This is a genomic window from Mycolicibacterium tusciae, assembly GCF_002086795.1.
Lineage (GTDB): Bacteria > Actinomycetota > Actinomycetes > Mycobacteriales > Mycobacteriaceae > Mycobacterium > Mycobacterium tusciae.
This window is the reverse complement of record NZ_MVIM01000002.1, coordinates 245,224-270,746: the sequence shown is the minus strand read 5'-3', so window position 1 is coordinate 270,746 and position 25,523 is coordinate 245,224. Positions and strand designations below refer to the sequence as shown.

Annotated in this window: 27 protein-coding genes; 16 read left to right on the top strand and 11 right to left on the bottom strand. The window is 66.2% G+C overall.

Annotation, left to right across the window (positions count from 1 at the left end):
* Positions 1-64: 64 nt before the first annotated feature.
* Positions 65-547, top strand: a complete 483-nt coding sequence (locus tag BST47_RS04430) for a hypothetical protein (RefSeq protein ID WP_083124001.1) — start codon at positions 65-67, stop codon at positions 545-547.
* A gap of 21 nt (positions 548-568) precedes the next feature.
* On the opposite strand, the gene BST47_RS04425 is transcribed toward BST47_RS04430, so the two are convergent.
* Both BST47_RS04425 and BST47_RS04420 read right to left on the bottom strand, forming a co-directional pair.
* Positions 569-2,200, bottom strand: a complete 1,632-nt coding sequence (locus BST47_RS04425; protein WP_083124000.1) for an HNH endonuclease signature motif containing protein — start codon at positions 2,198-2,200, stop codon at positions 569-571.
* Positions 2,201-2,292: 92 nt separating this feature from the next.
* Positions 2,293-2,892 (bottom strand): TetR/AcrR family transcriptional regulator, encoded by a 600-nt coding sequence (locus BST47_RS04420; protein ID WP_083123999.1) that lies wholly within the window; start codon positions 2,890-2,892, stop codon positions 2,293-2,295.
* Between the two features lie 25 nt (positions 2,893-2,917).
* On the opposite strand from BST47_RS04420, the gene BST47_RS04415 reads away from it, so the two are divergent.
* From BST47_RS04415 to BST47_RS04405, 3 genes are all read left to right on the top strand, one after another.
* Entirely contained in the window at positions 2,918-3,682 is a 765-nt protein-coding gene (locus BST47_RS04415; RefSeq protein ID WP_083123998.1) for an SDR family NAD(P)-dependent oxidoreductase, read from the top strand.
* Between the two features lie 22 nt (positions 3,683-3,704).
* On the top strand, positions 3,705-4,238 hold the full coding sequence (locus BST47_RS04410) for a DoxX family protein (RefSeq protein ID WP_083123997.1): 534 nt from the start codon (positions 3,705-3,707) through the stop codon (positions 4,236-4,238).
* An 83-nt stretch (positions 4,239-4,321) separates the two neighbouring features.
* Positions 4,322-6,076, top strand: a complete 1,755-nt coding sequence (locus BST47_RS04405) for a DUF3556 domain-containing protein (protein WP_083123996.1) — start codon at positions 4,322-4,324, stop codon at positions 6,074-6,076.
* Here the strand turns inward: BST47_RS04405 and BST47_RS04400 are convergent.
* Positions 6,057-6,848: a FadR/GntR family transcriptional regulator gene (locus BST47_RS04400; protein ID WP_083123995.1), complete on the bottom strand. Its 792-nt coding sequence runs from the start codon at positions 6,846-6,848 to the stop codon at positions 6,057-6,059. The two genes, BST47_RS04405 and BST47_RS04400, sit on opposite strands and share 20 nt — an antisense overlap.
* Positions 6,849-7,036: 188 nt before the next feature.
* Here BST47_RS04400 and BST47_RS04395 point away from each other — a divergent pair, with 188 nt between their 5' ends.
* The 3 genes from BST47_RS04395 to BST47_RS04385 are packed head-to-tail and all read left to right on the top strand — an operon-like array spanning position 7,037 to position 10,138.
* Entirely contained in the window at positions 7,037-8,182 is a 1,146-nt protein-coding gene (locus BST47_RS04395) for a thiolase family protein (RefSeq protein ID WP_083123994.1), read from the top strand.
* Positions 8,179-8,976, top strand: a complete 798-nt coding sequence (locus tag BST47_RS04390; protein ID WP_083123993.1) for a crotonase/enoyl-CoA hydratase family protein — start codon at positions 8,179-8,181, stop codon at positions 8,974-8,976. Before BST47_RS04395 ends, BST47_RS04390 begins: the two co-directional genes overlap by 4 nt.
* A 19-nt stretch (positions 8,977-8,995) precedes the next feature.
* On the top strand, positions 8,996-10,138 hold the full coding sequence (locus BST47_RS04385) for an acyl-CoA dehydrogenase family protein (RefSeq protein WP_083123992.1): 1,143 nt from the start codon (positions 8,996-8,998) through the stop codon (positions 10,136-10,138).
* On the opposite strand, the gene BST47_RS04380 is transcribed toward BST47_RS04385, so the two are convergent.
* The 3 genes from BST47_RS04380 to BST47_RS04370 all read right to left on the bottom strand — a co-directional run bounded on the left by BST47_RS04380 (position 10,135) and on the right by BST47_RS04370 (position 12,604).
* Entirely contained in the window at positions 10,135-10,899 is a 765-nt protein-coding gene (locus BST47_RS04380; RefSeq protein ID WP_083123991.1) for a fasciclin domain-containing protein, read from the bottom strand. The genes BST47_RS04385 and BST47_RS04380 overlap by 4 nt on opposite strands.
* 184 nt (positions 10,900-11,083) lie before the next feature.
* On the bottom strand, positions 11,084-11,659 hold the full coding sequence (locus BST47_RS04375) for a TetR/AcrR family transcriptional regulator (RefSeq protein WP_083123990.1): 576 nt from the start codon (positions 11,657-11,659) through the stop codon (positions 11,084-11,086).
* 3 nt (positions 11,660-11,662) lie between these two features.
* On the bottom strand, positions 11,663-12,604 hold the full coding sequence (locus tag BST47_RS04370; protein ID WP_207568524.1) for an SDR family NAD(P)-dependent oxidoreductase: 942 nt from the start codon (positions 12,602-12,604) through the stop codon (positions 11,663-11,665).
* 31 nt (positions 12,605-12,635) lie between these two features.
* On the opposite strand from BST47_RS04370, the gene BST47_RS04365 reads away from it, so the two are divergent.
* From BST47_RS04365 to BST47_RS04355, 3 genes are read left to right on the top strand one after another with little or no spacing between them, the layout of a single operon-like run.
* A complete protein-coding gene (locus BST47_RS04365; RefSeq protein ID WP_207568523.1) occupies positions 12,636-13,172 on the top strand; it encodes a gamma carbonic anhydrase family protein in 537 nt (178 codons plus the stop codon).
* Between the two features lie 45 nt (positions 13,173-13,217).
* Positions 13,218-14,363 (top strand): NAD(P)H-binding protein, encoded by a 1,146-nt coding sequence (locus BST47_RS04360; RefSeq protein ID WP_083123988.1) that lies wholly within the window; start codon positions 13,218-13,220, stop codon positions 14,361-14,363.
* Positions 14,360-15,082 (top strand): CPBP family intramembrane glutamic endopeptidase, encoded by a 723-nt coding sequence (locus BST47_RS04355; protein ID WP_083123987.1) that lies wholly within the window; start codon positions 14,360-14,362, stop codon positions 15,080-15,082. Before BST47_RS04360 ends, BST47_RS04355 begins: the two co-directional genes overlap by 4 nt.
* Here the strand turns inward: BST47_RS04355 and tet(V) are convergent.
* Positions 15,079-16,344, bottom strand: a complete 1,266-nt coding sequence (gene tet(V), locus BST47_RS04350) for a tetracycline efflux MFS transporter Tet(V) (protein ID WP_207568541.1) — start codon at positions 16,342-16,344, stop codon at positions 15,079-15,081. The genes BST47_RS04355 and tet(V) overlap by 4 nt on opposite strands.
* A gap of 68 nt (positions 16,345-16,412) precedes the next feature.
* A complete protein-coding gene (locus BST47_RS04345) occupies positions 16,413-17,234 on the bottom strand; it encodes an enoyl-CoA hydratase (protein WP_083123985.1) in 822 nt (273 codons plus the stop codon).
* Positions 17,235-17,323: 89 nt separating this feature from the next.
* Here BST47_RS04345 and BST47_RS04340 point away from each other — a divergent pair, with 89 nt between their 5' ends.
* Genes BST47_RS04340 through BST47_RS04330 form a run of 3 tightly spaced genes read left to right on the top strand, consistent with a single transcriptional unit; the run spans position 17,324 to position 20,210 of the window.
* Positions 17,324-18,427 carry a CaiB/BaiF CoA transferase family protein gene (locus BST47_RS04340; RefSeq protein ID WP_083123984.1) on the top strand — a complete coding sequence of 368 codons (1,104 nt, stop codon included), beginning with the start codon at positions 17,324-17,326 and terminating at the stop codon, positions 18,425-18,427.
* A 35-nt stretch (positions 18,428-18,462) separates the two neighbouring features.
* Positions 18,463-19,215 carry a 3-hydroxyacyl-CoA dehydrogenase gene (locus BST47_RS04335; protein WP_083123983.1) on the top strand — a complete coding sequence of 251 codons (753 nt, stop codon included), beginning with the start codon at positions 18,463-18,465 and terminating at the stop codon, positions 19,213-19,215.
* The gene (locus BST47_RS04330; RefSeq protein WP_083123982.1) at positions 19,212-20,210 is read left to right on the top strand and encodes an NAD(P)H-dependent flavin oxidoreductase; all 999 of its coding nucleotides are present in this window, start codon (positions 19,212-19,214) and stop codon (positions 20,208-20,210) included. Before BST47_RS04335 ends, BST47_RS04330 begins: the two co-directional genes overlap by 4 nt.
* Before the next feature lie 93 nt (positions 20,211-20,303).
* Here BST47_RS04330 and BST47_RS30185 read toward each other — a convergent pair whose 3' ends face one another.
* The gene (locus tag BST47_RS30185) at positions 20,304-20,453 is read right to left on the bottom strand and encodes a hypothetical protein (protein ID WP_163724406.1); all 150 of its coding nucleotides are present in this window, start codon (positions 20,451-20,453) and stop codon (positions 20,304-20,306) included.
* Between the two features lie 88 nt (positions 20,454-20,541).
* On the bottom strand, positions 20,542-21,084 hold the full coding sequence (locus BST47_RS04325; RefSeq protein WP_083123981.1) for a DoxX family protein: 543 nt from the start codon (positions 21,082-21,084) through the stop codon (positions 20,542-20,544).
* 151 nt (positions 21,085-21,235) lie between these two features.
* On the opposite strand from BST47_RS04325, the gene BST47_RS04320 reads away from it, so the two are divergent.
* Genes BST47_RS04320 through BST47_RS04310 form a run of 3 tightly spaced genes read left to right on the top strand, consistent with a single transcriptional unit; the run spans position 21,236 to position 24,802 of the window.
* Entirely contained in the window at positions 21,236-23,506 is a 2,271-nt protein-coding gene (locus BST47_RS04320; protein ID WP_083123980.1) for an MMPL family transporter, read from the top strand.
* Positions 23,503-24,183, top strand: a complete 681-nt coding sequence (locus BST47_RS04315) for a TetR/AcrR family transcriptional regulator (protein WP_083123979.1) — start codon at positions 23,503-23,505, stop codon at positions 24,181-24,183. The genes BST47_RS04320 and BST47_RS04315 overlap by 4 nt, the downstream gene beginning before the upstream one ends.
* On the top strand, positions 24,164-24,802 hold the full coding sequence (locus tag BST47_RS04310; RefSeq protein WP_083123978.1) for a class I SAM-dependent methyltransferase: 639 nt from the start codon (positions 24,164-24,166) through the stop codon (positions 24,800-24,802). The genes BST47_RS04315 and BST47_RS04310 overlap by 20 nt, the downstream gene beginning before the upstream one ends.
* On the opposite strand, the gene BST47_RS04305 is transcribed toward BST47_RS04310, so the two are convergent.
* Positions 24,799-25,512 (bottom strand): NAD-dependent deacylase, encoded by a 714-nt coding sequence (locus tag BST47_RS04305; RefSeq protein WP_083123977.1) that lies wholly within the window; start codon positions 25,510-25,512, stop codon positions 24,799-24,801. The two genes, BST47_RS04310 and BST47_RS04305, sit on opposite strands and share 4 nt — an antisense overlap.
* Positions 25,513-25,523: the final 11 nt, after the last annotated feature.

Genomic DNA, 25,523 nt, shown 5'->3' with positions numbered 1-25,523 from the left:
ACGTCCCGCCGAAGTTCGTCTACAGCGCGCTCGGGATACCCCGCGGCTGAGCTACGGTGCCTTTATGGCGGTGTTTCTGCGCAAGCTGTTGCGCATCGGCGGGTTGCCCGCTGAACTGCGGGCCGAAGTAGAGGCCGAGGGGGTCATCTATGTCGCCGAGTACGTCCCGGTGACCCGAAGATTCAGTGGCAAGATCCCCGGCAAGCGCGCTCATGGCAATGTGGCGAGCTACGTCGGTTCCTTGGTGCTCACCAATCGGCGGGTCCTCGGCACGCTGTCTACGGTGCCGAAGCTGGCGGGCCGCACCATCGATCAGCCCTGGAGCGCACCACAATCGGGGACGGTGACCGCCGACATCACCGAGGCGGGTCTGCATCTCGAGGTCAACATCGCCGCGGTGGACCCTCGGTGCGAAGGTGAGCTCTCGCTCCAGTACAAGTCGCCGATACCGCCCGAGATCCTGACGCGCATACCCCGCCGGTCGCTGGCCTTCGACGTCCCACCCGAATACGTCTTCCGCGCAGTCGGAGTGCCCTACCACCCCTAGAAGGGGCGCGGGTGTTTGCACTCAAAATGGTGCTGGGTCGTGGTCGCTTTGCGGTGGTGGCCGGGTGGGGAAATAGCATTCGCCACAATCGTTTCCGTCATTCTCTTGCTGTTGATTGCGGGTGCGCTCTTCGGCTTCGGTGTGGATGAGGGTTTGGTTGTGTCGGCGTTCGTTGTTGATGGCTTGGGTGCGGTTCTGTGCGCGGGTGGTGGTGCGTCGGGGCATGGCCAGCCCGCGCGCGGCCGGCTCGGTGGTGCCGGTGGTGGGCGCGCTGGAGCGATCAACCCGGACGGGGGCGGTGGGTCGGCACAGGGTGGGGAACAGCAGTCGGCTGCCGGGATAGGTGGTGTAGGTCTGGCCCTGTGGGCACGTCCAGATGACGGTGCCGTCGGGGAGTTGTTCGTCGTGCCAGCCCCAGAACGTTTTGAGTAAGTGGTGTTGTCGGCAGAGAACTTTGAGGTTGGAGGCCTGGGTCGGGCCGTGGGGGTAGGCGATGGTGTGGTCGATATCGCAACGGTGGGCGGGCTCGTCGCAGCCCGGGAACCGGCACGTCATATCCCGGCACCGGATGAACGTCGCGAGGACCGCGGAGGGGAGATACCGCGGCTCGGGAGGGGCGTCACCGGGATGGCGGATCGGCACCACCTTGGCCGAACCGGCCACCTTGGCCGCCAACAGGGGTGCGGGCAGCATCCCGCCACCCAGCAGCACCGCCGGCGGGGTGGCGGCGATGACCTCGGGTTCGGGTGGGCGGGGGGCCAGCAATTCGCGCCAGGTCATCTGCTGCCAGGGCTTGCGATCCGGATCCACCGGTTCTTCGCCGTCCAACTGCACCGGGGTGTCATCGGTCAGGGACTCCTCGTGGGCGATGACATGGACAACCACCGCGCTGGCCTGGACGGTGGCGGCCTCGCAGTCGGGGTTCCCGCATTGGCAGGCCAGCCGGTCGGCGCGGTGAGCCAACGCCCCCAGCGCGGCGGCGCGGCGCTGATCGTGGGTGCGGGGATCGCGGTCGCACACCGTGCGCGCCATGGCGTCCAACCGCTGGTCCAGCGCTTCGCCGTCGGTGATGATGAGCCGGCCCTCGACCCACACCGTGCCCGACCCGTCGTCGGGGTCGTGGATATCGACATGGCAGTGGCGGGCGGAGTATTCGGTGCGCCGCACCGCCGCCGGGTCGTAGCGATCCACCCAGTAGTCGATCTGGGTCTCGGTCTTGTGCGCCGACAGCGATCCCCAGTCTTCGACCCGGGCGGCGATCTCGGTGTCGACTTTGGCCATCGCGTCGGGATCGCTGATCAGCCGGGTGCGGGCCACGATCGCCGACACCAGCCGGTAGTTGATCGCCCCGGCGGCGAACACCTCACCCACCCGCGGGAGCCGTTCGCGCAACCCGATGGCGATCAGCAGTTGATGCGAGGCCACCCCCAGCGACACGTGCTGGGCGGCGGCCACCGACGCCGCGACCGCACCCCAGTTGTCCAGACACCACTGCTCACGCTCATCAGACCCATCGGCGGCCCACATCCGCTCCAGTTCGTCGGCGGTGGCCAACAGCCGACGCGCGCAGGCGGCGTTCTCCACCCGCGCCCACGCCCCGACCGCCGCACCACCTCGGCTGCAATGGGCCTCGGCCACCAATCGATCGAACATAAGTTCGACACTACCTGCGGCACCGGCGCGAAACCGCAGCTCAAACCAACTTGTGGATGAAACCGCCATTGGGGATAACTACACACCCGACATCACGTTCGGAGCGACGCGATCCCCACATCAAGTGCTGCTTCGAGGTAGCTCAGGTCGCCGGTGGCCAGCATGATGCCGACGCCACCTTGGATTCCCGCGAGCAGCGCGGCCGCGAAACGCTCCGCAGACACGTCGTCGGCCACCTTCTCGGCGTCCTGCATGTGCCGCACTCCCGCTGCGATCTCGTCATGCCACTGCCGCATCAGCGCCGACGTGACCGCCTGCGCACCGGGCGTCGTTCGCCCGATCTCGGACATCAAAACGGACAGTGGGCAGTTTTGGCCCTGCCGCCGGTACCGCTCGACGACAGCGTCGCGCCATCGTTGCCAGGCCGCCCACGACGTCAACTCCCCGAGATAGGGCTGCTGGTCGTCGAGTACCTGCTGCGCCTCCTGCGTGGCGACGGCGAGCAGCAGCTGCTCCTTGCCGTCCGGGAAGTAATGAAACAGTTGACTTTTCGAGGTCTCGGTCCGCGCCATGATGTCTTCGAGGGTCGCCACCGCGACGCCGTACTCACGGATTTCGGCCGCGGCGCCGTCAATGATCCGCTGCCGCGTCGCACGTCCTTTCGCCGTCAGTTTCTGGACTTGTGGGTCCATTTTGAGAAGCGAACCATGTGGACTCATGGTTCAAAACAGTACGCGGCTTGTGGGCCGCACAGCCCTGGTCACGGGTTCCACCGGCGGCCTCGGCGTCGCCATCGCCAAAGCCTTCGCCGACGAGGGCGCGTTCGTAATCGTCAGTGGCCGTGACAAGCAACGCGGCGACGCCGTGGTCGCCGACATCCGCAACAAGGGCGGCCGGGCCGACTTCGTCGCCGCCGACATCGGCGCGGGTGAAGCGGAGGTGCGTCGTCTCGCGGATGAGGCCACCGCCGCGGCCGGCGGCCCGCTCGACATCCTCGTCAACAACGCGGCCACGCTCCTGATGCCGAAACCCACCGCCGACATCGACGAACGGGAGCTACAGGATGCCTTCGCCGTGAACGTGTTCGCACCGTTCCTCTTGACGGGGCTGCTCGCCCCTGCCATGGCCGAGCGCGGCCACGGCGCGGTGGTCAACATCGGATCCAACACGGGCCTGCGGGGCAGTGCGGGTTCTGCCGTGTACTCCGGAAACAAGGCCATCCTGCACTCGTTCACCAAGTCGTGGGCCGACGAGTACGGACCCTCTGGTGTGCGCGTGAACGCAGTCGCACCCGGCCCCATCTCGACCGAACGGGCGGCGCAGTTCGCCGAACACGTGCAACCGATGCTCGCCCGCATCCCGTCCCGCCGGATGACCGCACCCGAAGAAGTCGCCGCCGCGGTGACCTTCCTGGCCGGTGACGAGGCCGCCAACATCCACGGAGCCATCCTCAGCGTCGACGGGGGCTGGTCGGCGGTTTAACACATGGCCTAGATTTTGTTGCATGACTGCATACGATTCCGCTGCTGACATCGGCCTGTTGATCCTGCGAGTCGTCCTCGGTCTCACCATGGCCGCGCACGGGTACAACAAGTTCTTCGGCAAGGGCGGACTGAAGGGCACCGCCGGCTGGTTCGACAGCATGGGCATGAAGCCGGGCATGTTCCACGCGCGCATCGCCGCGACCACCGAGATGGCCGCAGGCATCGGCCTGGCCGTCGGTCTGCTCACGCCGATCCCCGCTGCCGGCTTCGTGGCACTGATGCTGGTGGCCGCATGGACCGTGCACCGGCCTAACGGCTTCTTCATCGTCAAGGAGGGCTGGGAGTACAACCTGGTCCTGGCGGCGTCGGCGGTCGGCATCGCCACGATCGGGGCGGGGAAGTACAGCCTCGACTATGCGCTGTTCCGTACGTCGGCGCTCTACGACTTCCTGCACGGCTGGTGGGGCTTGGTCATCGCGCTCGGCCTCGGCTTGGCCGGCGGCATCGGGCAGCTGGCCATCTTCTATCGGCCACCGGCCAAAGCCGACGCCTAAAGCCCCAGCGGTCGGCGAGGAGCTGCATCTGCGATCCGGCGAACTGTTTCCGCGCGGCTAGAACACGTTCTAGTCTTTCGGCCATGGGATTTCTCAAGCCCGACATGCCTGTCGTCGACTTTGCCGAGTGGAGCAAGGGTTCACGCTCCGAGAAGATCCGGCCGATGGCCGAGCACTGGGCCGAGGTCGGCTTCGGCACACCTGTCGTGATGCACCTGTTCTACGTTGTCAAAATCCTGCTCTACATCCTCGGCGGCTGGCTGTTCGCGCTCGCCACCGCAGGTGTGGACGGCTTCACCAACGTCGCGCAGTGGTGGACCGAACCGATCGTGTTCCAGAAGGTCGTGCTGTACACCATGCTGTTCGAGGTCATCGGCCTCGGCTGCGGGTTCGGCCCGCTGAACAACCGGTTCTTCCCGCCACTGGGATCGATCCTGTACTGGTTGCGGCCCAACACCATTCGGCTGCCACCGTGGCCGAACCGGATACCTTTCACCAAGGGCGACGCCCGAACCCCCCTCGACGTCGTGCTCTACGGCGCACTGCTGGTGGTGCTGCTCATCGCGCTGTTCTCCGACGGCACCGGACCGGTTCCGGCGCTCGGCACCACGGTCGGCGTGCTGCCGATGTGGCAGATCTGGACCATTCTCGGGCTGCTGGCCCTGGCGGGTCTGCGTGACAAGGTGATCTTCCTGGCCGCCCGCGGCGAGGTGTACGGCTCCTTCGTCGTCGCGTTCCTGTTCGTGGGCTACGGGGTCGACATGATCATCGCCGCCAAGCTGGTCTGCGTGGCGATCTGGATGGGGGCGGCCACATCGAAACTGAACAAGCACTTCCCATTCGTGATCTCGACGATGATGTCGAACAATCCGCTGATCCGGACACGTTGGCTCAAGCGCAAGTTCTTCGAGCGGTTCCCCGACGATCTGCGTCCCGGTCCGGTATCGCGGTTCATCGCCCACTTCAGCACCGCGATCGAGATGCTGGTTCCGTTGGTGCTGCTGTTCTCCCACGGCGGGTGGCCGACGTACATCGCCGCGTTCGTCATGCTGTGCTTCCACTTCGGCATCCTGTCAGCGATCCCGATGGGTGTTCCGCTGGAGTGGAACGTCTTCATGATGTTCTGTGTCATAACGCTTTTCGTCGGCCACGCCGAGGTCGGCCTGTCCGACATGACCACGCCGCTGCCGGCGGTCCTGTTCCTGCTGCTGGCAACCATCGTGGTGCTCGGCAACCTGTTCCCGCGCAAGATCTCGTTCCTGCCGGGCATGCGGTACTACGCCGGGAACTGGGACACCACGTGGTGGTGCATCAAGCCGTCGGCCAGCGAGAAGATCGAGCACGGGCTCGTCGCCATCGCCAGCATGCCGGCCTCGCAGCTCGAGAAGGTCTACGGCAGCCCGGAACAGGCGATGATCTACCTGTACAAGGGATATGCGTTCCGCGGCTTCAACTCTCACGGCAAGGCGTTGCTGACGCTGGTGCACCATGCGCTGGCCGGCCGCAACCAGGACGAGTACGTGATCACCGAAGGCGAGCGGCTCTGCAGCACCGCGGTGGGATGGAATTTCGGCGACGGGCATATGCACAACGAGCAGCTGATCGCCGCGATGCAGAAGCGGTGCAACTTCGAACCCGGTGAGGTACGCGTCATCATCCTCGACGCGCAACCGTTTCACCGGCAGCGTCAGGAGTACCGGTTGGTCGACGCGGCGACGGGGGAGTTCGAGCGTGGCTACGTCAATGTGTCCGACATGGTCATGGGACAGCCGTGGAGCGACGACATCCCCGTCCACGTGACGTGGTCGGCGACGGACTCTAGCCCATCACATCCCTGACCTTGACGTCCTCGAGCCCCTCCAGCATCAGGCCGCGCGCCACGTCGAGGTGCTTGCGCCAGTGGGCCTCTGCCGCGGCGCCGTCGCCCGAGCGCAGCAGCTGCATCAAGCGGCGGTAGGAGCGCATGAGCTTGTCGTAGTCCGCCTTGGAGACTGGTCGGCCCTCTTTGAAGACGAACGCGGTGTGCCGCACGGTGATCTCGTGCAGCATGCCCGAGATGATCGCCAGCGTCGCGTTGCCCGACAGCTGCACCATGCGCAGGTGGAAATCGGCAGTCGTCTCCGCGAGCCGGTCCGAACGCCAATCGGTCGGCAGATGCTCGTCGAGCATTCGGTCGAGCTCATCGAACACGTCGGTGGTACCCGACTCGGCGAGTAGCCGCGCGGCCATCGGTTCGATACCCGACTGCGCCGTCATCAGATCGGCGATCGTGGCGCCCGAAAGCTCGAGCAGCAGACCTGCGGGGCGCGCGACGATCTCGGGGCCGGGTACGCGAACGCGGGCGCCGGTGCGCGAGCCGCGACGAACCTCGACGAGGCGTTCGGATTCCAGCACGCGTACCGCTTCGCGCAGCGTCGGCCTGCTGACCCCGAAATGGGCCATCAGCTCGGCCTCGTTGGGCAGGAAGTCGCCGTCTTTGAGCTGACCGTCGACCACCATGCGCCGCAACGTGCCTGCGACGAGCTCGGCGGTCTTCGGCGACCGAACCGCCGTACCCCCGCCGACGCCGTCCGGCCCGATCATCGGCGCCAGCGGTCCACTACGAGCCACTCCAACTCCCACAAATAGCTGCTGGCCAATGTGCCAGCTATACAACTCAGTAAACCATGTGGAACATTGGGGACCGCGCAGTTCGCGCCAGAACCGCAGCTCGGGTCAGCCTACCAACCAGTAGGTTGACCTAGTAAACTTTGTTCCTCTACCTTCGGGGACTACACGAATTTCAAAGGAGATAGGTCATGGCTGAAGCCGTCATCGTCGAGGCTGTCCGGTCGCCAGTCGGCAAGCGCAACGGCGGGTTGTCCGGTGTTCATGCCGGTGAGCTGTCCGCGCAGGTCCTCAACGGTCTCGCCGAGCGCGCGGGCATCGACCCCGGCATCGTCGACGACGTCATCTGGGGCTGCGTCATGCAGGCCGGCGAGCAGGCGCTCGACATCGCGCGTACCGCCGTGCTGGCCGCCGGCTGGCCCGAGAGCGTGCCCGGCGTGACCGTCGACCGCCAGTGCGGGTCGAGCCAGCAGTCCATCCACTTCGCCGCAGCCGGTGTGGTCGCCGGCCACTACGACGTCGTCGTCGCCGGCGGTGTGGAGTCGATGTCGCGTACCCCGATGGGCGCCTCGCTTGCCAACGGCGGGCATCCCTACCCCGAGGCGTTCCGCAACCGTTACACCCAGACTCCGAACCAGGGCATCGGCGCCGAGATGATCGCCTCGCAGTGGGGCTTCGACCGCACCGCAGTCGACCAGTACTCGCTGGACTCCCATGAGAAGGCCGCCGCCGCACAGGATGCCGGCGCCTTCGACGACCAGATCGTCGGCATCAAGGACCAAGACGGCAATGCGGTGCTCAAGGACGAAGGCATCCGTCGTGGCACCACCATCGAGAAGATGGCGGGCCTGAAACCGGCCTTCAAAGAGGATGGCGTGATCCACGCGGGTAACTCCAGCCAGATCTCGGACGGCTCGGCGGCCATCCTGTTCATGTCGGCCGAGAAGGCGAAGTCTCTGGGGCTCAGGCCACTTGCGAAGGTGCACACCGCCACGCTGGCCGGTGCCGACCCGGTGATCATGCTGACCGCACCGATTCCGGCCACGCAGAAGGCGCTGAAGCGCTCGGGCCTGCGGCTCGAGGACATCGGCGTGTTCGAGGTCAACGAGGCGTTCGCCCCGGTGCCCCTGGCGTGGCTCAAGGACATCGGCGCCGACGAGAAGAAGCTGAACCCCAACGGCGGTGCCATCGCACTTGGCCACCCCCTCGGCGGCTCCGGCGCACGCATCATGACCACGATGCTGTACCACATGCGGGACAAGGGAATTCAGTACGGCCTGCAGACCATGTGTGAGGGTGGCGGCCAGGCCAACGCCACCATCATCGAGCTGTTGTGACCGCTGAGGTGACCGCTCCCGCCGCTCTCACCGAGCGGCGGGGCAACGTCCTCGTCATCACGATCAACCGGCCCGAGGCGCGCAACGCCGTCAACGGCGCGGTGAGCATCGCGGTCGGAGACGCCCTACAGGCGGCGCAGGACGACCCCGACGTCCGCGCCGTCGTCATCACCGGTGCAGGCGAATCATTCTGCGCTGGAGCGGATCTCAAGGCAATCTCGCGCCGCGAGAACCTGTTCCATCCCGACCGCAGCGAGTGGGGCTTTGCGGGCTACGTCCACCATTACATCGACAAGCCGACCATCGCTGCCGTCAATGGCACCGCGCTCGGCGGCGGAACCGAGCTCGCGCTCGCCAGTGACCTCGTCGTCGCGGAAGAGCGCGCCAAGTTCGGCTTGCCCGAAGTCAAGCGAGGGCTGATCGCCGCCGCGGGTGGTGTGTTCCGCATCGTCGATCATCTGCCGCGCAAGGTCGCGATGGAGCTGATCTTCACCGGCGAGCCGATGAGCTCGACCGATGCGTTGAAGTGGGGCCTCGTCAACCAGGTCGTGCCCGACGGCACCGCCGTCGACGCGGCAATCGCTCTGGCCGAACGGATTACGTGCAACGCACCACTGGCGGTGTGGGCAAGTAAGCGGGTGGCCATGGGCGTCGACGACGGCGTCATCACCGGCGACGAGTCCGGCTGGAGCAGAACCATGCGTGAGATCGGAACGCTCATCCGTTCCGAGGACGCCAAGGAAGGACCGCTGGCCTTCGCGGAGAAGCGCCAGCCGGTTTGGAAAGCCAAGTAAGCCAAGTAGGAGAGATCAAGTGAAACGCACTATCTACGACGCCGAGCACGAAGCGTTCCGCGACACCGTCCGGGGTTACATCGAAAGTGAACTGGTCCCCAACGCCGAGAAGTGGGAAGAGGATCGCATCGTCGATCGGTCGGCGTACGTGGCCGCCGGTAAGCACGGGCTCATCGGATTCAACATGCCCGAGGAGTTCGGCGGCGGAGGCTCAGATGACTTCCGCTTCAACGCGATCATCGACGAGGAGATCGCCAAGGCCGGCGTGCCCGCGCCCGCGCTGAGCCTGCACAACGACGTCGTCGGGCCGTATTTCAAGGACCTGACCAACGACGAGCAGAAGCAGCGTTGGCTGCCCGGGATCACGAGCGGCGAGACAATCATCGCCGTCGCGATGACCGAACCCGGTGCGGGCAGCGACCTGGCGGGCATCCGCACGTCGGCGGTGCGCGACGGTGACGACTGGATCGTCAACGGCTCCAAGACCTTCATCTCATCGGGCATCAACAGCGACCTCGTCGTCGTCGTCGCCCGCACCGATCCCGAGGCCGGACACAAGGGCTTCTCGCTGCTTGTCGTCGAGCGCGGGATGGAAGGTTTCACGCGCGGCCGCAAGCTGGACAAGATGGGCCTGCACGCGCAGGACACGTCCGAGCTGCACTTCGAGAACGTCCGCGTTCCCGGCGCCAACCTGCTCGGCAAGGAGGGTCGCGGCTTCTACCACCTGATGACCAACCTGCCCTCGGAGCGGCTCTCGATCGCGATCACCGCCGTCGCGGGCGCCCGCGAAACCTGGCGGCAGACACTGCAATACGCCAAGGACCGCAAGGCGTTCGGCCAGCCGATCGGCAGTTTCCAGCACAACCGGTTCCTGCTCGCCGAGATGGACACCGAACTCGAGGTCACGGAGAACTACATCGACCGGTGCCTGCAAGGTGTCGTCGACGGTGAGCTGACCGCCGTCGAGGCGGCCAAGGCGAAGTGGTGGGCCACCGAGGTCGCCAAGAAGATCGTCGACCAGTGCGTGCAGCTGCACGGCGGCTACGGCTACATGCTGGAGTACCGCGTCGCGCGCGACTACGTCGACGGACGCATCCAGACGATCTTCGGTGGCACGACCGAGATCATGAAGGAGATCATCGGCCGCGACCTCGGGCTCTAGCCGATCGGCGCGTCCGCCGCAGGCATCGGCTCGGTGGTCGGCGCCTCTGCCGCGGGAACCTCAGCGGCCCCGGCCGTCGGTGGTGCCGTCGGGCTGGTCGTCGTCGTGGTGGTGGACGTGCCCGACGTGCTCGTCGGCGTGACCGCGTCCGGCGGCAGCTTTGGATCGAGCACCGTGTCGATCAGATAGATCCGCGCGTTCTTGGCGAAGATCGCACCGCAGAGAACCTTGGCGGTGTCGTTGACCTTGATGTCGCCGCCGTCGCCCTCGACCTTGATCTCGGCGCCCTGCTGGGTCGGCCGCTGGCCCTTGACGTCCTCGTTGCCGAGCAGGCCGAGGAAGTCGTGGTAGTACACCAGGTCGCTCAGCGCAGCCGGATCGGCCTTGAGCGCATCGAGCTGAGCCGGAGGCAGCTTGGCGAACGCCTCGTTGGTCGGCGCGAAGACGACGTACGGGCCGTTCTCCAGAACCGGGACGATGTTGACCGCGGGGTTGAAACCGCCCGAGATCGCAGAGTAGAAGGTGCTGACATCCGGGATGCTCTGCAGCGCGGTGCCCACCGGAACGTTCGCCAGATCCTTGTAGCTGGGCACCGACGTCTTGAAGGCATCGCAGCCCGAACCCTGGGGATCGGGGATCTCGAGGGTCGGGGCCGGCTCGGTGGACGGCTGGGCGTATGCGGTCACAGCCATCGGCACCGAGACGGCGATCGCGGCGATTCCGGCGACGGCGCCAATGGCCTTGCTGGTGCGGGTCTTCACGTAAGTGCTCCTCAGGTGTTCTAGTGCATCGCATGTTAAAACGCCCAATGCGGCATCACCAAAGCGAAGACCCCGCAAAACCCACGTCGCAGGTGCTCTGACCTGCGAGTTGCGGATCTTGCCACACAACGCCGCCGCGACGAGGCACAGGCCCCCGGCGAGGTGGAACGCGGCTGCGCGGCGCCTAGCAGCCGTCGGGCAACACCGTCGCCACCATGCAGGCGAGATCGTCGGCTGCTTGCGCGAAGTTGTCGACGCCGCAGCTGGCATGCACCAGCGCGCCGACCAGACCGAATTCGAGCGTCTGCGTCACCTCGGGCCACGCGCCAGAGCGCAGCATGGTGCGCACCCGCCGGTGATATTCGGCATGGATGCGCTCCCGGACGGAACGCACGGACGGGTCGCTGCACACCAGCGCGCTGGAGCACGCGGCAGCCAGACCGGGCTCGTCCGCCAACAACATCACCAAGTGTGAGAACTGCGCCACGATGCGTTCCTTGGCATCCCGTTCGACGTCGACATCCAGCGGAACGGCGCGCAGCCGGCGGAGGTAGATCTCAGCGACGATCGCGTCCTTCGACCAGAATTGCTCCCGCAGCGAGCCGATGGAAATGCCTGCGCGCCTACTGATCGCCTGCATGGTGAGGTCGGAATACGGCACCTCGCGGAGCAATTCGACGGTCGCGCCGATCACGTTGTCGGTTTCCTCGTCGTCGCGGTCGCGATCGTCGTATGACCGCAGGTGCACGACGCCGGCCATGAGTCAGTGTCCCGCGCTCCGACAGAGGCGCTCGGAGACTTCCCACAGCCGCAGTGCGTGCGCGGCGTCCGTCGCATACGGCGCTGGGCCTTCCTGGTCGTCCTGAATCCGGCAGTCCGCCAGGTACACCGATCCGACGTCGGCGAGATCGCTGCTCACCGCGGCCCACACCTGGGTGGCCGCGCCCTGCTCGGGCAGGATGAAGTCGCGGCGGACGTCGACCTTCGGCTGGCCGGGATCCCACCGGACGAACCCCGTCAGGGCGGTGAAGTCGTCGCGGGACATGTGCCGCGCGAGTGACGTCGCCACCACCCCCGGATGCACCGCGTACGCCCTGATGGCCCGGTCGCGCAGGCGCCGGTCCAGCTCGACCGCGTGCAGGATGTTGGCGGTCTTCGAAGCGCCGTAAGCCGCGAACTTGTCGTACTCGCGGTACTGCCAATTCGGGTCGTCGAGGTCGACGTCGGCCAGCCGGTGCCCGTCCGACGACAGGTTCACGATGCGCGCACCCGCGGCCGCTCCGAGCTGCGGCTCGAGAAGGTGCGTGAGTTTGAAATGGCCGAGATGGTTGGTGCCGAACTGCATTTCGAAACCATCGGTCGTTCGGCCGAACGGGGTGAACATGACTCCCGCGTTGTTCATCAGCACGTGAATCGCGGGCGCCATGGCACCGATGGCTTCGGCAGCCGCCCGGACCGCGGCCAGGGAGGTGAGGTCCAGTTCCACCGTCGACGTCTTGGCATTCCGAACCTCGGCACGAACCCATGCCTCGGCGTCGGCGAGCGCGGCCCGATTGCGCGCGGCGAGGATGATGTGCGCGCCGGTCGTGGCGAGTGCGCGCGCCGACTCCCTGCCCAGTCCGGCCGATGCACCGGTGATCACGCAGACCTTCCCGGTCAGGTCGACGCCGTCGACGACCCCCAGTGCTGACGGCGCTGATGTCACCCCGTCAATATGTCACGCCCCGTGACTTACGATGTCGCGCATGCCTGAGCCGCTGATCGTGCCCATCCGGGGGCGTGCGCCCTCGCTGCACGCCGAGAGCTGGGTCGCGCCCAATGCGAGCCTGATCGGTCAGGTGACGCTCGGTGCCCGTGCCAGTGTCTGGTACGGCGCGACACTTCGGGCCGAGGCCGAACCGATCGAGGTCGGCGCGGGCACCAACATCCAGGACGGCGTCACGATCCACGTCGACCCCGGCTTTCCAGTCCGCATCGGCGCCAACGTCAGCGTCGGGCACAACGCCGTATTGCACGGCTGCGAGGTCGAAGACGGCTGTCTCATCGGGATGGGAGCGGTCATACTCAACGGCGCCAAGATCGGCGCGGGCTCGCTGATCGCCGCCAGCGCGTTGGTGCCGCAGGGCTTCGTCGTACCGCCGCGGTCGTTGGTGGCCGGAGTGCCCGGCAAGACGCGGCGCGATCTCAGCGACGCCGAAGTGGCGCACAACCGGCACAATGCTCAGGTGTATCAGGCACTCATCGAGCTGCACCGTGACGCGAACAACAGCTGAGCGCGAGCAGGTTGCGTTCCCGCGCACTCCGGGTACAGCCGTACGGTGAGCAAATTGCGAATCCTGGTTACCGGCGCCACCGGCTATGTCGGATCGCGGCTCGTCACCGCCCTGCTGGACGCGGGCCACGACGTCGTCGCCGCCACCCGAAGCCCGGCGCGGCTGGCCAAGTTCGGCTGGCACGACCGGGTCACCGAGGTGGCGCTGGACGCCCACAACCAGGAGTCGGCGCGGCACGCGTTCGCCGCCGCCGGACCCGTGGACGTCGTGTATTACCTTGTGCACGGCATCGGGCAGCCGGGCTTTCGCGAGGCGGATAACCGTGCGGCGGCCAATGTGGCGAACGAGGCCAAGGACGCCGGCGTTCGCCGGATCGTGTACCTGGGCGGGTTCGTTCCCGACGACGACGATCTCTCCGAGCATCTGAGCAGCCGGGCCGAAGTAGCCGAGGCGCTCCGCGTGGATGGCGGACCGGAGGTGGTCTGGCTGGGCGCGGCGATGATCATCGGGTCGGGCTCGACGTCGTTCGAGATGTTGCGCTATGTCACCGACCGGTTCCTCCTGATGCCGATGCCGGGGTGGTCGGTCAATCCGATCGACCCGATCTCGATACAGGATGTCCTTTACTACCTGGTCGCCGCCGCGGACGAGAAGGTTCCTGCCGGGGCGTACGACATCCACGGTCCGGAGACGTCCTCCTACGCTGACCTGCTCCGCACGTGCGCACGCATCTCCGGCAAATGGCGGGCCGAACTGCCGGTCAACGGCGTGGATATCGGGCTGGTGTCGTTGGTGACATCGGCGGTGCTGCCGGTGCCAGGCGGCCTGGCCTCGGATCTTGTGGAGTCGCTCGATCATCCGATGATGGCCTCCGAGAACGGCCTTCGTGACTTGGTGCCCGACCCGCCCGATGGCCTCGTTGGGATTGACGAGGCCATCACCAGGGCTCTCGAGAGCCGCAAACCGCAACCCGTCGACGCACTCGCCGACCCGCACCATCTCGCCGACACGGACCCGGTCTGGGCGGGCGGTGACACCTTCCGCATTCGGCAACTGGCCAGCCACATCACGCCGTCGTTTGCGCGACCGGCGCTGGGCCTGATCGGCGTCGTGCCGGGACCCCTCGCCGCGGCTGTGCGCACCGGACTGGACACCGCCATCGGCCTTGTCCCGAAGGTGAAGTCGGCGTGACCCAATCACCCGAAACTCGGCCGCGATGGTTGGCCGAGGTCAGGGACATCGTCGGTACCTGCCCGGTACCGCACCACGAGCCACCTAGCCTGATTCGCCGCAGACGCGTCATCGTCGCGATCGTGTTGGTCATCGGCGCTGTGCTGCTTGGCTATTCACTGACCCGACCGCCCGGAGACGCCTCGTTCTACTGGCTGACGCTGGCGCTGGCCGCGGTGTGGGCGCTCGGCGCGTTGTTGTCGGGCCCGCTGCACCTTGGCTGCATTCGGTTCCGTGGCCGCAACCAGCGCCCTTGGATCACCGGCACCGCGGTGGGCCTATTGCTCGGAGCCGTGTTCATCGCGGGCGGATTGATCGCCCGCGAGATTCCTCCCGTGCGCGAATACATCACCCAGGTGCTGGAATTCGCCAACTATGGACCACTGCTGTTGGTCACGTTCATCACCGTCATCAACGGAGTGGCCGAGGAGATGTTCTTCCGCGGCGCTCTCTACACCGCGCTCGGACGGTTCCATGCGGTGCTGGTGTCGACGGTGTTGTATGTGATCGCGACGGGCGTCGCGACCGGTAACCCGATGCTGGGTTTTGCGGCGATCGTGCTCGGCACCGTGTGCGCATTCGAGCGCAGAATCACCGGGGGAGTGCTCGCACCGATGCTGACCCACTTCTTCTGGGGACTGGTCATGGTGCTGGCACTGCCGCCCCTTTTCGGCGTCTAGCGCAATGGGTGCGCCAGCTCGTCCTGACGCATCTTGGCCGCAACCAACGCAATGGCCGCCAATATCACCGGAGCGATGCCGGCCACTAGGAAAATCGTCTGCATCGTAACGACTTTCGACAGCGGGCCGACGATCGCAAACGATACCGGCATGAACGCCAGCGAGACGAAGAAGTCCAGGCTCGACACCCGGCCCAGCATCTCGGTGGGTACCCGGCGCTGCAGCAGGGTCCCCCAGATGACCATTCCCGCACCGTCGGTGACACCGACGACGAACGTCGCGACTGCCATCAATGCGAACGACGACGTGAAGCCGACGACCACCAATGGGATGGAGCCGAGGCCCCACATCGCCATCATTACCGTCAGGTAGCGACGGGGCAGTCGGCCCCAGGACACCGCAAGCGCGCCAAGGGCGCTGCCCATTCCGAAGAACGCCAGGATGAAGCCGTACATGCGCGCGCCGTCGTCGAACCGGTCGTTGGCGATGAAGGGCAGCAGCACCTCGATGGGTCCGAGTACGACGAGCACGAACATGCTCGCGAACAGCAGCGTCCACAGCAGCCACGGCGTGTGGAGCATGAACACGAGGCCGTCCCGCAGATCGCGCAACACGTGCGCGCGTTCGACATTGGGATCCTGTAGCGGCGTCGACGCCGCCGGCCTCGTCGCGATCAGCAGGAGGAGGCCGGTAGCGAAGAGTGCGGCGACCACGACAGAACCCACCGCTGGGAAGGTCGCACCGATCAACATGCCTGCGACGGCCGGACCGACCGCGCGCTGGAACACCGGGCGCACCACGCCTTCGACACCGTTGGCGGCCAACAGTTGTTCGGCGGGCAGGATCCTCGGCAGGATCGCGCTGTATGCCGGGAAGAAGAACGCGGCGGCGGTCCCCATTGCGGTGGCCGCGAGGGCCAGATGCCAGACCTGCAGCGCGCCAAGCAGTCCCAGGGCTGCGACCGTTGATGCCGCCACGACGTTCACCGTCTCGACGCCGATGATGATCTTGCGCTGGTTCATCCGGTCCGCGGTGATACCGCCGACCAGAACGAACGCGACGAAAGCGGCGCCGAAGCACGTCATCACGATCGACAACGACACCGGGTTGTTGTCGAGCTCGATGACCTGTAGGGCAAGCACGACGGCGAACATGCCATCGGCGAAGATCGATAGCGTCACTGCCGCGATGAGCAGGCGGTACTCGCGGATCTGAAACGGTGCGAGCACGCGCCATCCACCGGCGTCGCGCACCGGCTGAATCTCGAATTGCGTACTCACCAACCGATGGTCGCCGATCAGAGGTGACCGAGTCCACCGATTTTTCTGTGCTAGGAGTCGGTGAAATTCGCCTGCCGGCGCTGCTGGAACGCCTTGGTGCCCTCGCGGAAGTCGCCCGAGTCGAGCAGTGACAGCTGGCCGACCTTCTCGCGTTCGAGCGCCGCCTCGAGTTCGGTGAGCGTCGCGGAGTTGATGGCGTCTTTGGTCAACCGCAGCGCCACCCGCGGTCCGCTGGCCAGCGCCGCGATGACCTTGTCGACCTCGGCGTCGAACTCCTCGACCGGATGTACCGCCGTGACCAACCCGAATTCGTAGGCCTCGGACGCCGGAATGCGCTCGGCCAGCAGAGCCATCCGCATGGCGCGAATACGACCGACGGCCGCGGCGATCAACGCCGAAGCGCCGCCGTCGGGCATCAGGCCGATCTTGGTGAAGGCCAGCATGAAAAACGCCTTCTCCGAGGCCAATACGACATCGCAGGCCAGGGCCAGAGACACGCCGACGCCCGCCGCGGGCCCCTGGACGACGGCGACCACCGGCTGCGGGAGGTTCACAATCGACCGGACTGCGCTGTTGGCGGCGTCGAGCACATCGGCGGGCGTGCCGGTGGCATCGGGATTGGCGTGGTCCTCTTCGCTGATGCCCGCACCGGACGAGAAGCCGCGCCCTGCCCCGCCGATTCGCACCACGCGGACACGGGCATCACCCGCCGCTCGCTGCAGAGTGTCGGCGATGGTGGCGAGCATCGGTTTGGTCAGCGAGTTCAGGCTTGCCGGCCGGTTCATGGTCAGCGACAGCACACCGTCGACCAGGTCGACGGACAGGTCGTCGATACCGCTGTAGGTCTGCGCGCTCGAGTCGACGGTTGTCATGGCTGCACCCTAGGACCGAAGCACTTGGTTATACAAGTAAGCTATGTCGGCGTCGACAGGGTTAGTCGGACGAAGGGCGGTAATTGGGCATGGCTGGACCACTTCAGGGATTGCGTGTCGTCGAACTGGCCAGCATCGGCCCAGGTCCGCACGCTGCGATGATCCTCGGCGACCTCGGCGCCGACGTCGTGCGCATCGATCGGCCGGGAAAGCTGGGCGGCATTCCGAGTTCCCGACGTGAGACCGCACTGCGCAATCGCCGATCGGTGACCGCTGATCTGAAGTCCGACGAGGGTCGCGAACTGGTGCTGAAATTGGTCGCCAAGGCCGACGTGCTGATCGAGGGACTGCGCCCCGGCGTCACCGAACGGTTGGGCTTGGGCCCCGAGGATTGTGCGAAGGTCAACGAGCGCTTGGTCTATGGCCGCATGACGGGGTGGGGCCAGACCGGACCGCGGCGGCTGCAGGCCGGCCACGACATCAACTACATCTCCCTCAACGGGGTGTTGCACTCGATCGGGCGTGCCGGTGAGCGGCCCGTGCCGCCGCTGAACTTGACAGGTGATTTCGGCGGCGGGTCGATGTTCCTGCTGGTCGGGATCCTCTCGGCGCTGTGGGAGCGCCAGACGTCCGGCAAGGGTCAGGTGGTCGACGCGGCGATGGTCGACGGGTCCAGCGTTCTGGCGCAAATGATCTGGGGCTTTCGTCAGGACGGCATGTGGTCGGACGAGCGTGGCGTGAACATGCTCGACGGCGGCGCCCCTTACTACGACACCTACACGTGCGCCGACGGCAGGCACATCGCGATCGGTGCGATCGAGCCGCAGTTCTACGCCGAGATGATCAAGGGTCTGGGCCTGGACGGCACCGATCTGCCCGCCCAGAACGACATGGCCCGCTGGCCCGAACTCCGCGCGGCGATCGCCGATGCCGTCGCCGCCAAAGATCGCGACCATTGGGCGAAGGTGTTCGCCGAAAGCGACGCGTGCGTCACGCCGGTGTTGTCCTTCGGCGAGGTCGAGTCCGAACCGCACATCACCGAGCGCGACACGTTCTACCGCGACGATTCGGCCGAGGGCGGTTACCTGCAGCCGATGCCCGCGCCGCGGTTCTCGCGCAGCGTGCCGCCCACCCCGACGCCGCCGGGTCCGGCTGGCGCCGACACCGAAGCCGTACTCCGAGACTGGGTTTGACGCCGGGTCTTTCCAACAGAGAGGGAACAGAGTAAGTGGAGATCAAAGACGCCGTAGCCGTCGTCACCGGGGGAGCTTCCGGGCTAGGCCTGGCGACCACCAAACGGCTGCTCGACAGGGGCGCATCCGTCGTGGTGATCGATCTGCGGGGCGAAGACGCCGTCGCAGCGCTCGGTGACCGCGCCAAGTTCGTCGAGACCAACGTCACCGACGAGGCCGCGGTCAGCAAGGCGCTCGATGTCGCCGAGTCGATGGGCCCGGTGCGCATCAACGTCAACTGCGCCGGCATCGGCAACGCGGCCAAGACGCTGAGCAAGGACGGCCCGTTCCCGCTGGATGCCTTCAAGAAGGTCGTCGAGGTCAACCTGATCGGCACCTTTAATGTGCTGCGGCTGTCAGCAGAGCGCATCGCCAAGCAAGAGCCGCTCGGGGAGGAGCGCGGAGTCATCATCAACACCGCGTCCGTCGCGGCCTTCGAGGGCCAGATCGGCCAGGCGGCGTACTCCGCGTCCAAGGGTGGCGTCGTCGGAATGACCCTGCCGATCGCCCGCGATCTGTCCCGTGAGCTGATCCGCGTGTGCACCATCGCGCCCGGACTGTTCAAGACCCCGCTGCTGGGCTCGCTGCCCGAGGAGGCGCAGCAGTCGCTGGGCAAGCAGGTGCCGCATCCGGCCCGGCTCGGCGATCCGGACGAGTACGGCGCACTGGCGGTGCACATCATCGAGAACCCGATGCTGAACGGCGAAGTGATTCGTCTGGACGGTGCGATCAGGATGGCTCCCCGATGAGCATCACCACGAAGTTCACCGAGACCTTCGGTATCGAGCATCCCGTCGTTCAGGGCGGTATGCAGTGGGTCGGCCGCGCCGAACTCGTTGCAGCAGTGGCGAATGCGGGTGCGCTCGGGTTCATCACCGCGCTGACGCAGCCGACGCCCGCCGATTTGGCGAAGGAGATCGCGAAGTGCCGCGATCTGACGGACAAGCCATTCGGGGTGAACCTGACGATCCTGCCGACCATCAACCCGCCGCCGTACGACGAGTACCGGCAGGTGATCGTCGACTCCGGCATCAAGATCGTCGAGACCGCGGGCTCCAACCCCGCACCGCACCTGCCGATGTTTCACGACAACGGGATCAAGGTGCTGCACAAGTGCACCTCGGTGCGGCACGCGGTCAAGGCCCAGAGCCTCGGTGTGGACGGCATCAGCATCGACGGATTCGAATGCGCGGGTCATCCCGGTGAGGACGACATCCCAGGACTGGTGCTGATCCCTGCCGCGGCGGTCAAGATCGACATCCCGATGATCGCCTCGGGCGGGTTCGCCGACGGTCGTGGGCTGGTGGCCGCGCTCGCGCTGGGGGCCGACGGCATCAACATGGGCAGCCGCTTCATGTGCACCGTCGAGTCGGCCATTCACCAGAACGTCAAGGAAGCGATCGTGGCGGGCAGCGAGCTCGACACCGAGATGATCTTCCGGCCGCTGCGCAACACCGCCCGCGTCGCGAGCAACGCGGTCTCGCGCGAGGTCGTCGAGATCCTCAACCGCGGCGGCCAGTTCGAGGACGTCAAGGACCTGGTCGCGGGATCGCGCGGGGTCAAGGTCTACGAGGTCGGTGACCTGGATGCCGGCATCTGGTCGGTGGGCACCGCGATGGGTCTGATCAACGACATCCCGACGTGCGGCGAGCTGGTGGCGCGGATCGTCGAGGAAGCCGAAGAGATCATCACCGGCAGACTGGCCGGCATGGTCGAGGCGGACCGAGAAGAGAACGTCGCGTAGGACGGGATTTTCAGAACACAGGAATCAGCGATATGGGCCCGCACTGGGGCAAACCGTCGCGGAAGAACGCGCGCCCTCAGGGCGCGCGTTTTTTCACACCGCGGTGGGCAGGGTGTGCTCGTCGTCGAGCTGCTCCGAGGTATCGCCCTCTACCAGGAAATCCCCGTGGTAAAGCGCCTCGAAGTCAACCTTGATGACATCAGCACTGGTGTCGTCGATCCACATGTACTGAACAGTAACCATCGCTATTAAGGAATCTTTGAGTCACGATTCGGAAAACGGTGGCAATTCTTACCGCCGGGTAGGGTCCGTCACTACCCGTCGGTAAGTTTCACCTGGTCGGGGCCTCGAAGTGGATTGGGTTCGTCCCGTTGAGCAAAACCCAGGTGAAAAGAGCCGCCGCGATGGCCACGATCAGGAGGCCGATCGCAATCCTGGCCGACCACACGGTCCTGCCGAACAGTCGCGCGTCGACCGAGTACGCGCCCGCCCCCGCGAACAGCAGCGATGTGCCGGCGAGCGCGATCAGAAACGGTGCGTTGAACGGGTCGGTCCAGACCTCGGCGGCCGAGACGTTCACCGCCCACGCGTCGATCATCGCCGCGGTGACAGCGCATGCCGCCAGCGGCGTCAGCGCGCCGAGGAGCAGTCCGATCCCGCCCAGTAATTCAGTCGCCGTCACCATCAGCGCGGCGAAAGTCGACGGCGTCCACCCGCCCGCCTCCATGAAGCCCGTGGTGGCCTCGAACCTGAACACCTTCAGCAGGCCGGCGTGCAGCATGGCCGCGCCGATCCCGATACGCAGGATCAACAGGCCGATATCGGTCAAATGCGTGGTGCTCGAGGTGGTCGGTTCGGCGGTCGAGGTTGTCATACAGCGATAGACCGGCGGCGGCCACGGATCTCATCGCGGAGTCATTGAACGTGGTATCGGTCCGCGTCGTACCTAAGGGAAGAGACACCTTGCAGCGGTAACTTATCATTGGTAAGTTATCGACGGTATCCAACTAGCAGGAGGTCGGGCCGTGCTTCAACGCATCGCAGGGTTGGCGATCAGGGCACCACGGCGCATCGTGGCGATTGCGGCGCTCGTCATGCTGGCGTGTGGGATTTTCGGCATTCCCGTCGCCAAGAGCCTGTCCGCCGGAGGCTTTCAGGACCCCACCTCGGAGTCGGCGCAGGCGACCCAGCTGCTGGTCGACAAGTTCGGCCAGGGCGACATGGAACTCGTCATCAGCCTCACCGACGACAGCGCCAGTGCCCAGAGTCCGGCGGCGCGCGCGGTGGCCGCGGACATCGTCACGCAGCTGCAGGAATCCCCGAGCGTTGCGCAAGTGACATCCGCCTGGACCGCACCGCCGTCGGCCGTGCCGGCGCTCGTCAGCAAGGACGGTAAGACGGGTCTGATCGTCGCCGGCATCACCGGAGGCGAGAGCGGCGCGCAGAAACACGCCAAGGACCTCACCGACAGGCTGGTCCACGACCGCGACGGCGTGACGGTGCGCGCCGGCGGTGTGGCGATGACCTACGTCCAGATCAACGCGCAGAGCGAAAAAGACCTTCTCATGATGGAGGCCATTGCGATTCCGCTGAGCTTCATCGTGCTCGTGTGGGTGTTCGGGGGGCTACTGGCCGCGGCGCTGCCCCTGGCCGTCGGCGGGTTCGCGATCCTCGGATCGATGGCCGTGCTCCGTGCCACCACCTATGTCACCGATGTGTCCATCTTCGCGATGAACCTCACCATCGCCATGGGTTTGGCGCTCGCCATCGACTACACACTGCTCATCATCAGCCGGTACCGCGACGAGCTGGCCGACGGTGCGGATCGGGACCGGGCGCTGGTCCGCACGATGACGACCGCCGGTCGCACGGTGCTGTTCTCGGCGCTGACCGTCGCGCTGTCGATGGTCGCGATGGTGCTGTTCCCGATGTACTTCCTCAAGTCGTTCGCCTATGCGGGGATCGCCGTGGTGACCTTCGCGGCGGTGGCAGCGATCGTGGTGGCACCCGCGGCGATAGTCCTGCTCGGGGACCGGCTCGACGCATTGGACACCCGTCGGCTGTTCCGCCGGCTCCTCGGCAGGCCCGATCCGGTGCGCAAGCCCGTCGAACAGATGTTCTGGTACCGCAGCACGAAATTCGTTATGCGCCGGTCGATTCCGGTCGCTTTCATCATCGTCACCGTGCTGCTCTTGCTCGGCGCACCCTTCCTGGGGATCAAGTGGGGCTTCCCCGACGATCGCGTGTTGCCGCAATCTGCCTCGGCGCGCGAGGTCGGTGATGAGTTGCGAAATGACTTCGCGGTGGACTCGTCGACCAATGTCACCGTCGTGATACCCGACGCCGCGGGGGCGACCCCGGCCGAACTCGATCGGTATGCGAGCGCACTGTCGCAGGTGGTCGACGTGTCGTCGGTGTCCGCACCCGGTGGTTCGTTCGTCGATGGCCGGCTGACCGGACCGCCGGCGGCGGCGACCGGCATGAAGGACGGCAGCGCGTTCTTCACCATCGGCAGTACGGCGCCACTGTTCTCCGACGCCTCCGAAGCTCAGCTCGACGCGGTGCACGCCGTCGGTACACCGAACGGAAAACCGGTGCTCGTCACCGGTCTTGCCCAGATCAACCACGACAGCTCACAGGCGATCACGTCGAGGCTGCCCCTGGTTCTCGGTGTCATCGCGGCCATCACCTTCGTGTTGCTGTTCCTGCTCACCGGCAGCGTGGTTCTTCCGCTGAAGGCATTGGTGCTCAACGTGTTGTCGCTGACCGCCGCGTTCGGCGCGTTGGTGTGGATCTTCCAGGACGGCCACTTGGGCGCGCTGGGCACCACGGCCACCGGGACTCTGGTCGCGAACATGCCGGTGTTGTTGTTCTGCCTCGCGTTCGGGTTGTCGATGGACTACGAGGTGTTCCTGATATCGCGGATCCGCGAATACTGGCTGAGGTCCGGTAGGACCCGCGCGGACAGCGACGAAAGCGTCGCACTGGGCCTGGCCAAGACCGGCCGCGTGGTCACCGCGGCCGCGTTGCTGATGTCGATCTCGTTCGCCGCGCTGATCGCCGCGCAGGTGTCGTTCATGAAGATGATGGGTGTCGGGATGACACTGGCGATCATCGCCGATGCCACACTGGTGCGTATGGCGCTGGTGCCCGCATTCATGCACATGCTCGGACGATGGAACTGGTGGGCGCCTAAGCCCCTGGCCAAGTTGCACGAACGGATCGGCATCAGCGAGTCCGCAGACGATCCGGCGCCGGCGCGGGAAGCGCCACCCACGGCCGTGCCCGCGCGATGAAACGGCGACGCGCGCCACGCGGATCAGGTGAGCAACTTCGCGACGAGATTCTCGACGCGACCACCGATCTGCTACTGGAAACCGGGCACGCCAAAGAGGTGTCCATCCGGTCGGTGGCCAAGCGCGTCGGAGTGACACCGCCCTCGATCTATCTGCACTTCACCGACAAGGACGCACTGCTGGACGCGGTGTGCGCGCGGTATTTCGAGAAGCTCGACGAGGAGATGCAGGCGGCCGCCGCCGGTGAGGCCGCGGCGATCGACGCGCTGCGCGCGCAAGGGCTGGCGTATGTGCGCTTCGCGGTGAAAACCCCTGAGCTGTACCGGATTGCCACCATGGGCGAGGGGCGGCCGGGCAGCGACGTGGACACGATGCTGAACAACTCGGCGTTCGTGCACATCTGCAACACGGTCGAGGCCTTGATGGCCGAGGGTATCCTGCCCGAAAACGATGCGACCATCGTCGCGCTGGAACTGTGGACGACCGCGCACGGGGTGGCGGCGATGCTGATCTCGCGGCCGTACCTGCCGTGGGGTGAGACCGAGGCGTTCGCCGACCGGGTACTCAGAGCCGTCGTCGTCGGAGAGATCGTGTCGGGTGCGATCGGGCCGACGACCGCGCCGCAGGAGACCATGGCCAAGTTGAAGGGACTGCTGGATGCAGAACACCATCGATAACCCGTTCTTCGCCCGCTTGTGGAAGGTGATGTCCACCCACGAGACCGATGCGATCCGGCGGCTGCGGCGGGAGAACCTCGCCGGCCTGTCGGGCCGCGTGCTGGAGGTGGGTGCGGGCACGGGGACGAACTTCGAGTTCTATCCCGACACCGTGACCGAGGTGGTCGCCGTTGAGCCTGAACGTACGCTTGCCGAGGTGGCGCAGCAGGCGGCCGCCACGGCCCCGGTACCGGTCACGGTCAGCACCGACACGGTGGAGCAGTACATGGCAGCCGGTGGTGAGCAATTCGATGGAGTGGTGTGCTCGCTGGTGCTGTGCTCGGTCGATGACCCCGAAAGTGTTCTGCGACAGCTGTATTCGCTGTTGAAGCCGGGTGGTGAGCTGCGGTACCTCGAGCACATCGCCGGTAGCGGCGCGCAGGCCGGTCTGCAAAAGTTCGCCGATGCCACGATCTGGCCGCGGCTCTTCGGCAACTGTCATACGCATCGGCACACCGAGGAGAGCATCACCGGCGCCGGGTTCACGGTGTCGAGGGCGCGCCGTGAATGGACGATGCCGAGGTGGGTGCCGTTGCCGGTCGCGGAGTTCGCGATCGGCCGCGCGGTGAGAGCGGCCTAGCCGAGCAGCGCGGGCAGTCGCTGCAGCAGGCTCGGCAGCGCGCCCGCTGCGGTCTCTCGCAGCGACACCGTCGCAGCCGGCGACAATGGTGTGGGCTCGGGGTTGACCTCGATGACCACTTTGCCGTTGGCCAGAGCCATCTCCGGCAGCCCCGCGGCGGGATAGACGATCGACGAGGTGCCGACCACGATCACGATGTCGGCCCCCGCAACGGCCTCGACCGAGCGTTGCCACTCGACGTCAGGCAACGCTTCCCCGAACCACACCACGTTGGGCCGGATCATGCCGCCGCACACGCACCGCGGCGGGTCGACGGTCTCGGCCGGTTCGGGCATCGGGGGCAACTCGCCGGTGTACGTCGATCGACAGCGATCACAACGGAATTCGAACAGGCTGCCGTGCAGGTGGTAGACGTTCTTGCTGCCCGCCCGCTCGTGCAGATTGTCGACGTTCTGGGTGACGACGTGCACTTCGGCGTAGTCCTGCCAGGCCGCCACGGCCCGGTGGCCGTCGTTCGGGTCGACCGAGCCCATCATGTAGTGCCGCCACAGGTACCACGCCCACACCCGCTCGGGGTTGGCCTGCCAGCCCTCTGAGCTTGAAATTTCGTAGGGATCCACCTTGGCCCACAGCCCGGTCTCGGCATCGCGGAACGTCGGCACTCCGCTTTCGGCCGAGATGCCCGCACCGCTGAGGACCGTCACTTGCACATGACCAAACT

Excerpts from the sequence above, each read along its gene's own strand:
- BST47_RS04430 (WP_083124001.1), top strand. The coding sequence starts at position 65 with ATGGCGGTGTTTCTGCGCAAGCTGTTGCGCATCGGCGGGTTGCCCGCT.
- BST47_RS04425 (WP_083124000.1), bottom strand. The coding sequence starts at position 2,200 with ATGTTCGATCGATTGGTGGCCGAGGCCCATTGCAGCCGAGGTGGTGCG.
- BST47_RS04420 (WP_083123999.1), bottom strand. The coding sequence starts at position 2,892 with ATGGACCCACAAGTCCAGAAACTGACGGCGAAAGGACGTGCGACGCGG.
- BST47_RS04415 (WP_083123998.1), top strand. The coding sequence starts at position 2,918 with ATGGTTCAAAACAGTACGCGGCTTGTGGGCCGCACAGCCCTGGTCACG.
- BST47_RS04410 (WP_083123997.1), top strand. The coding sequence starts at position 3,705 with ATGACTGCATACGATTCCGCTGCTGACATCGGCCTGTTGATCCTGCGA.
- BST47_RS04405 (WP_083123996.1), top strand. The coding sequence starts at position 4,322 with ATGGGATTTCTCAAGCCCGACATGCCTGTCGTCGACTTTGCCGAGTGG.
- BST47_RS04395 (WP_083123994.1), top strand. The coding sequence starts at position 7,037 with ATGGCTGAAGCCGTCATCGTCGAGGCTGTCCGGTCGCCAGTCGGCAAG.
- BST47_RS04375 (WP_083123990.1), bottom strand. The coding sequence starts at position 11,659 with ATGGCCGGCGTCGTGCACCTGCGGTCATACGACGATCGCGACCGCGAC.
- BST47_RS04365 (WP_207568523.1), top strand. The coding sequence starts at position 12,636 with ATGTCGCGCATGCCTGAGCCGCTGATCGTGCCCATCCGGGGGCGTGCG.
- BST47_RS04345 (WP_083123985.1), bottom strand. The coding sequence starts at position 17,234 with ATGACAACCGTCGACTCGAGCGCGCAGACCTACAGCGGTATCGACGAC.
- BST47_RS04340 (WP_083123984.1), top strand. The coding sequence starts at position 17,324 with ATGGCTGGACCACTTCAGGGATTGCGTGTCGTCGAACTGGCCAGCATC.
- BST47_RS04330 (WP_083123982.1), top strand. The coding sequence starts at position 19,212 with ATGAGCATCACCACGAAGTTCACCGAGACCTTCGGTATCGAGCATCCC.
- BST47_RS30185 (WP_163724406.1), bottom strand. The coding sequence starts at position 20,453 with ATGGTTACTGTTCAGTACATGTGGATCGACGACACCAGTGCTGATGTC.
- BST47_RS04325 (WP_083123981.1), bottom strand. The coding sequence starts at position 21,084 with ATGACAACCTCGACCGCCGAACCGACCACCTCGAGCACCACGCATTTG.
- BST47_RS04315 (WP_083123979.1), top strand. The coding sequence starts at position 23,503 with ATGAAACGGCGACGCGCGCCACGCGGATCAGGTGAGCAACTTCGCGAC.
- BST47_RS04310 (WP_083123978.1), top strand. The coding sequence starts at position 24,164 with ATGCAGAACACCATCGATAACCCGTTCTTCGCCCGCTTGTGGAAGGTG.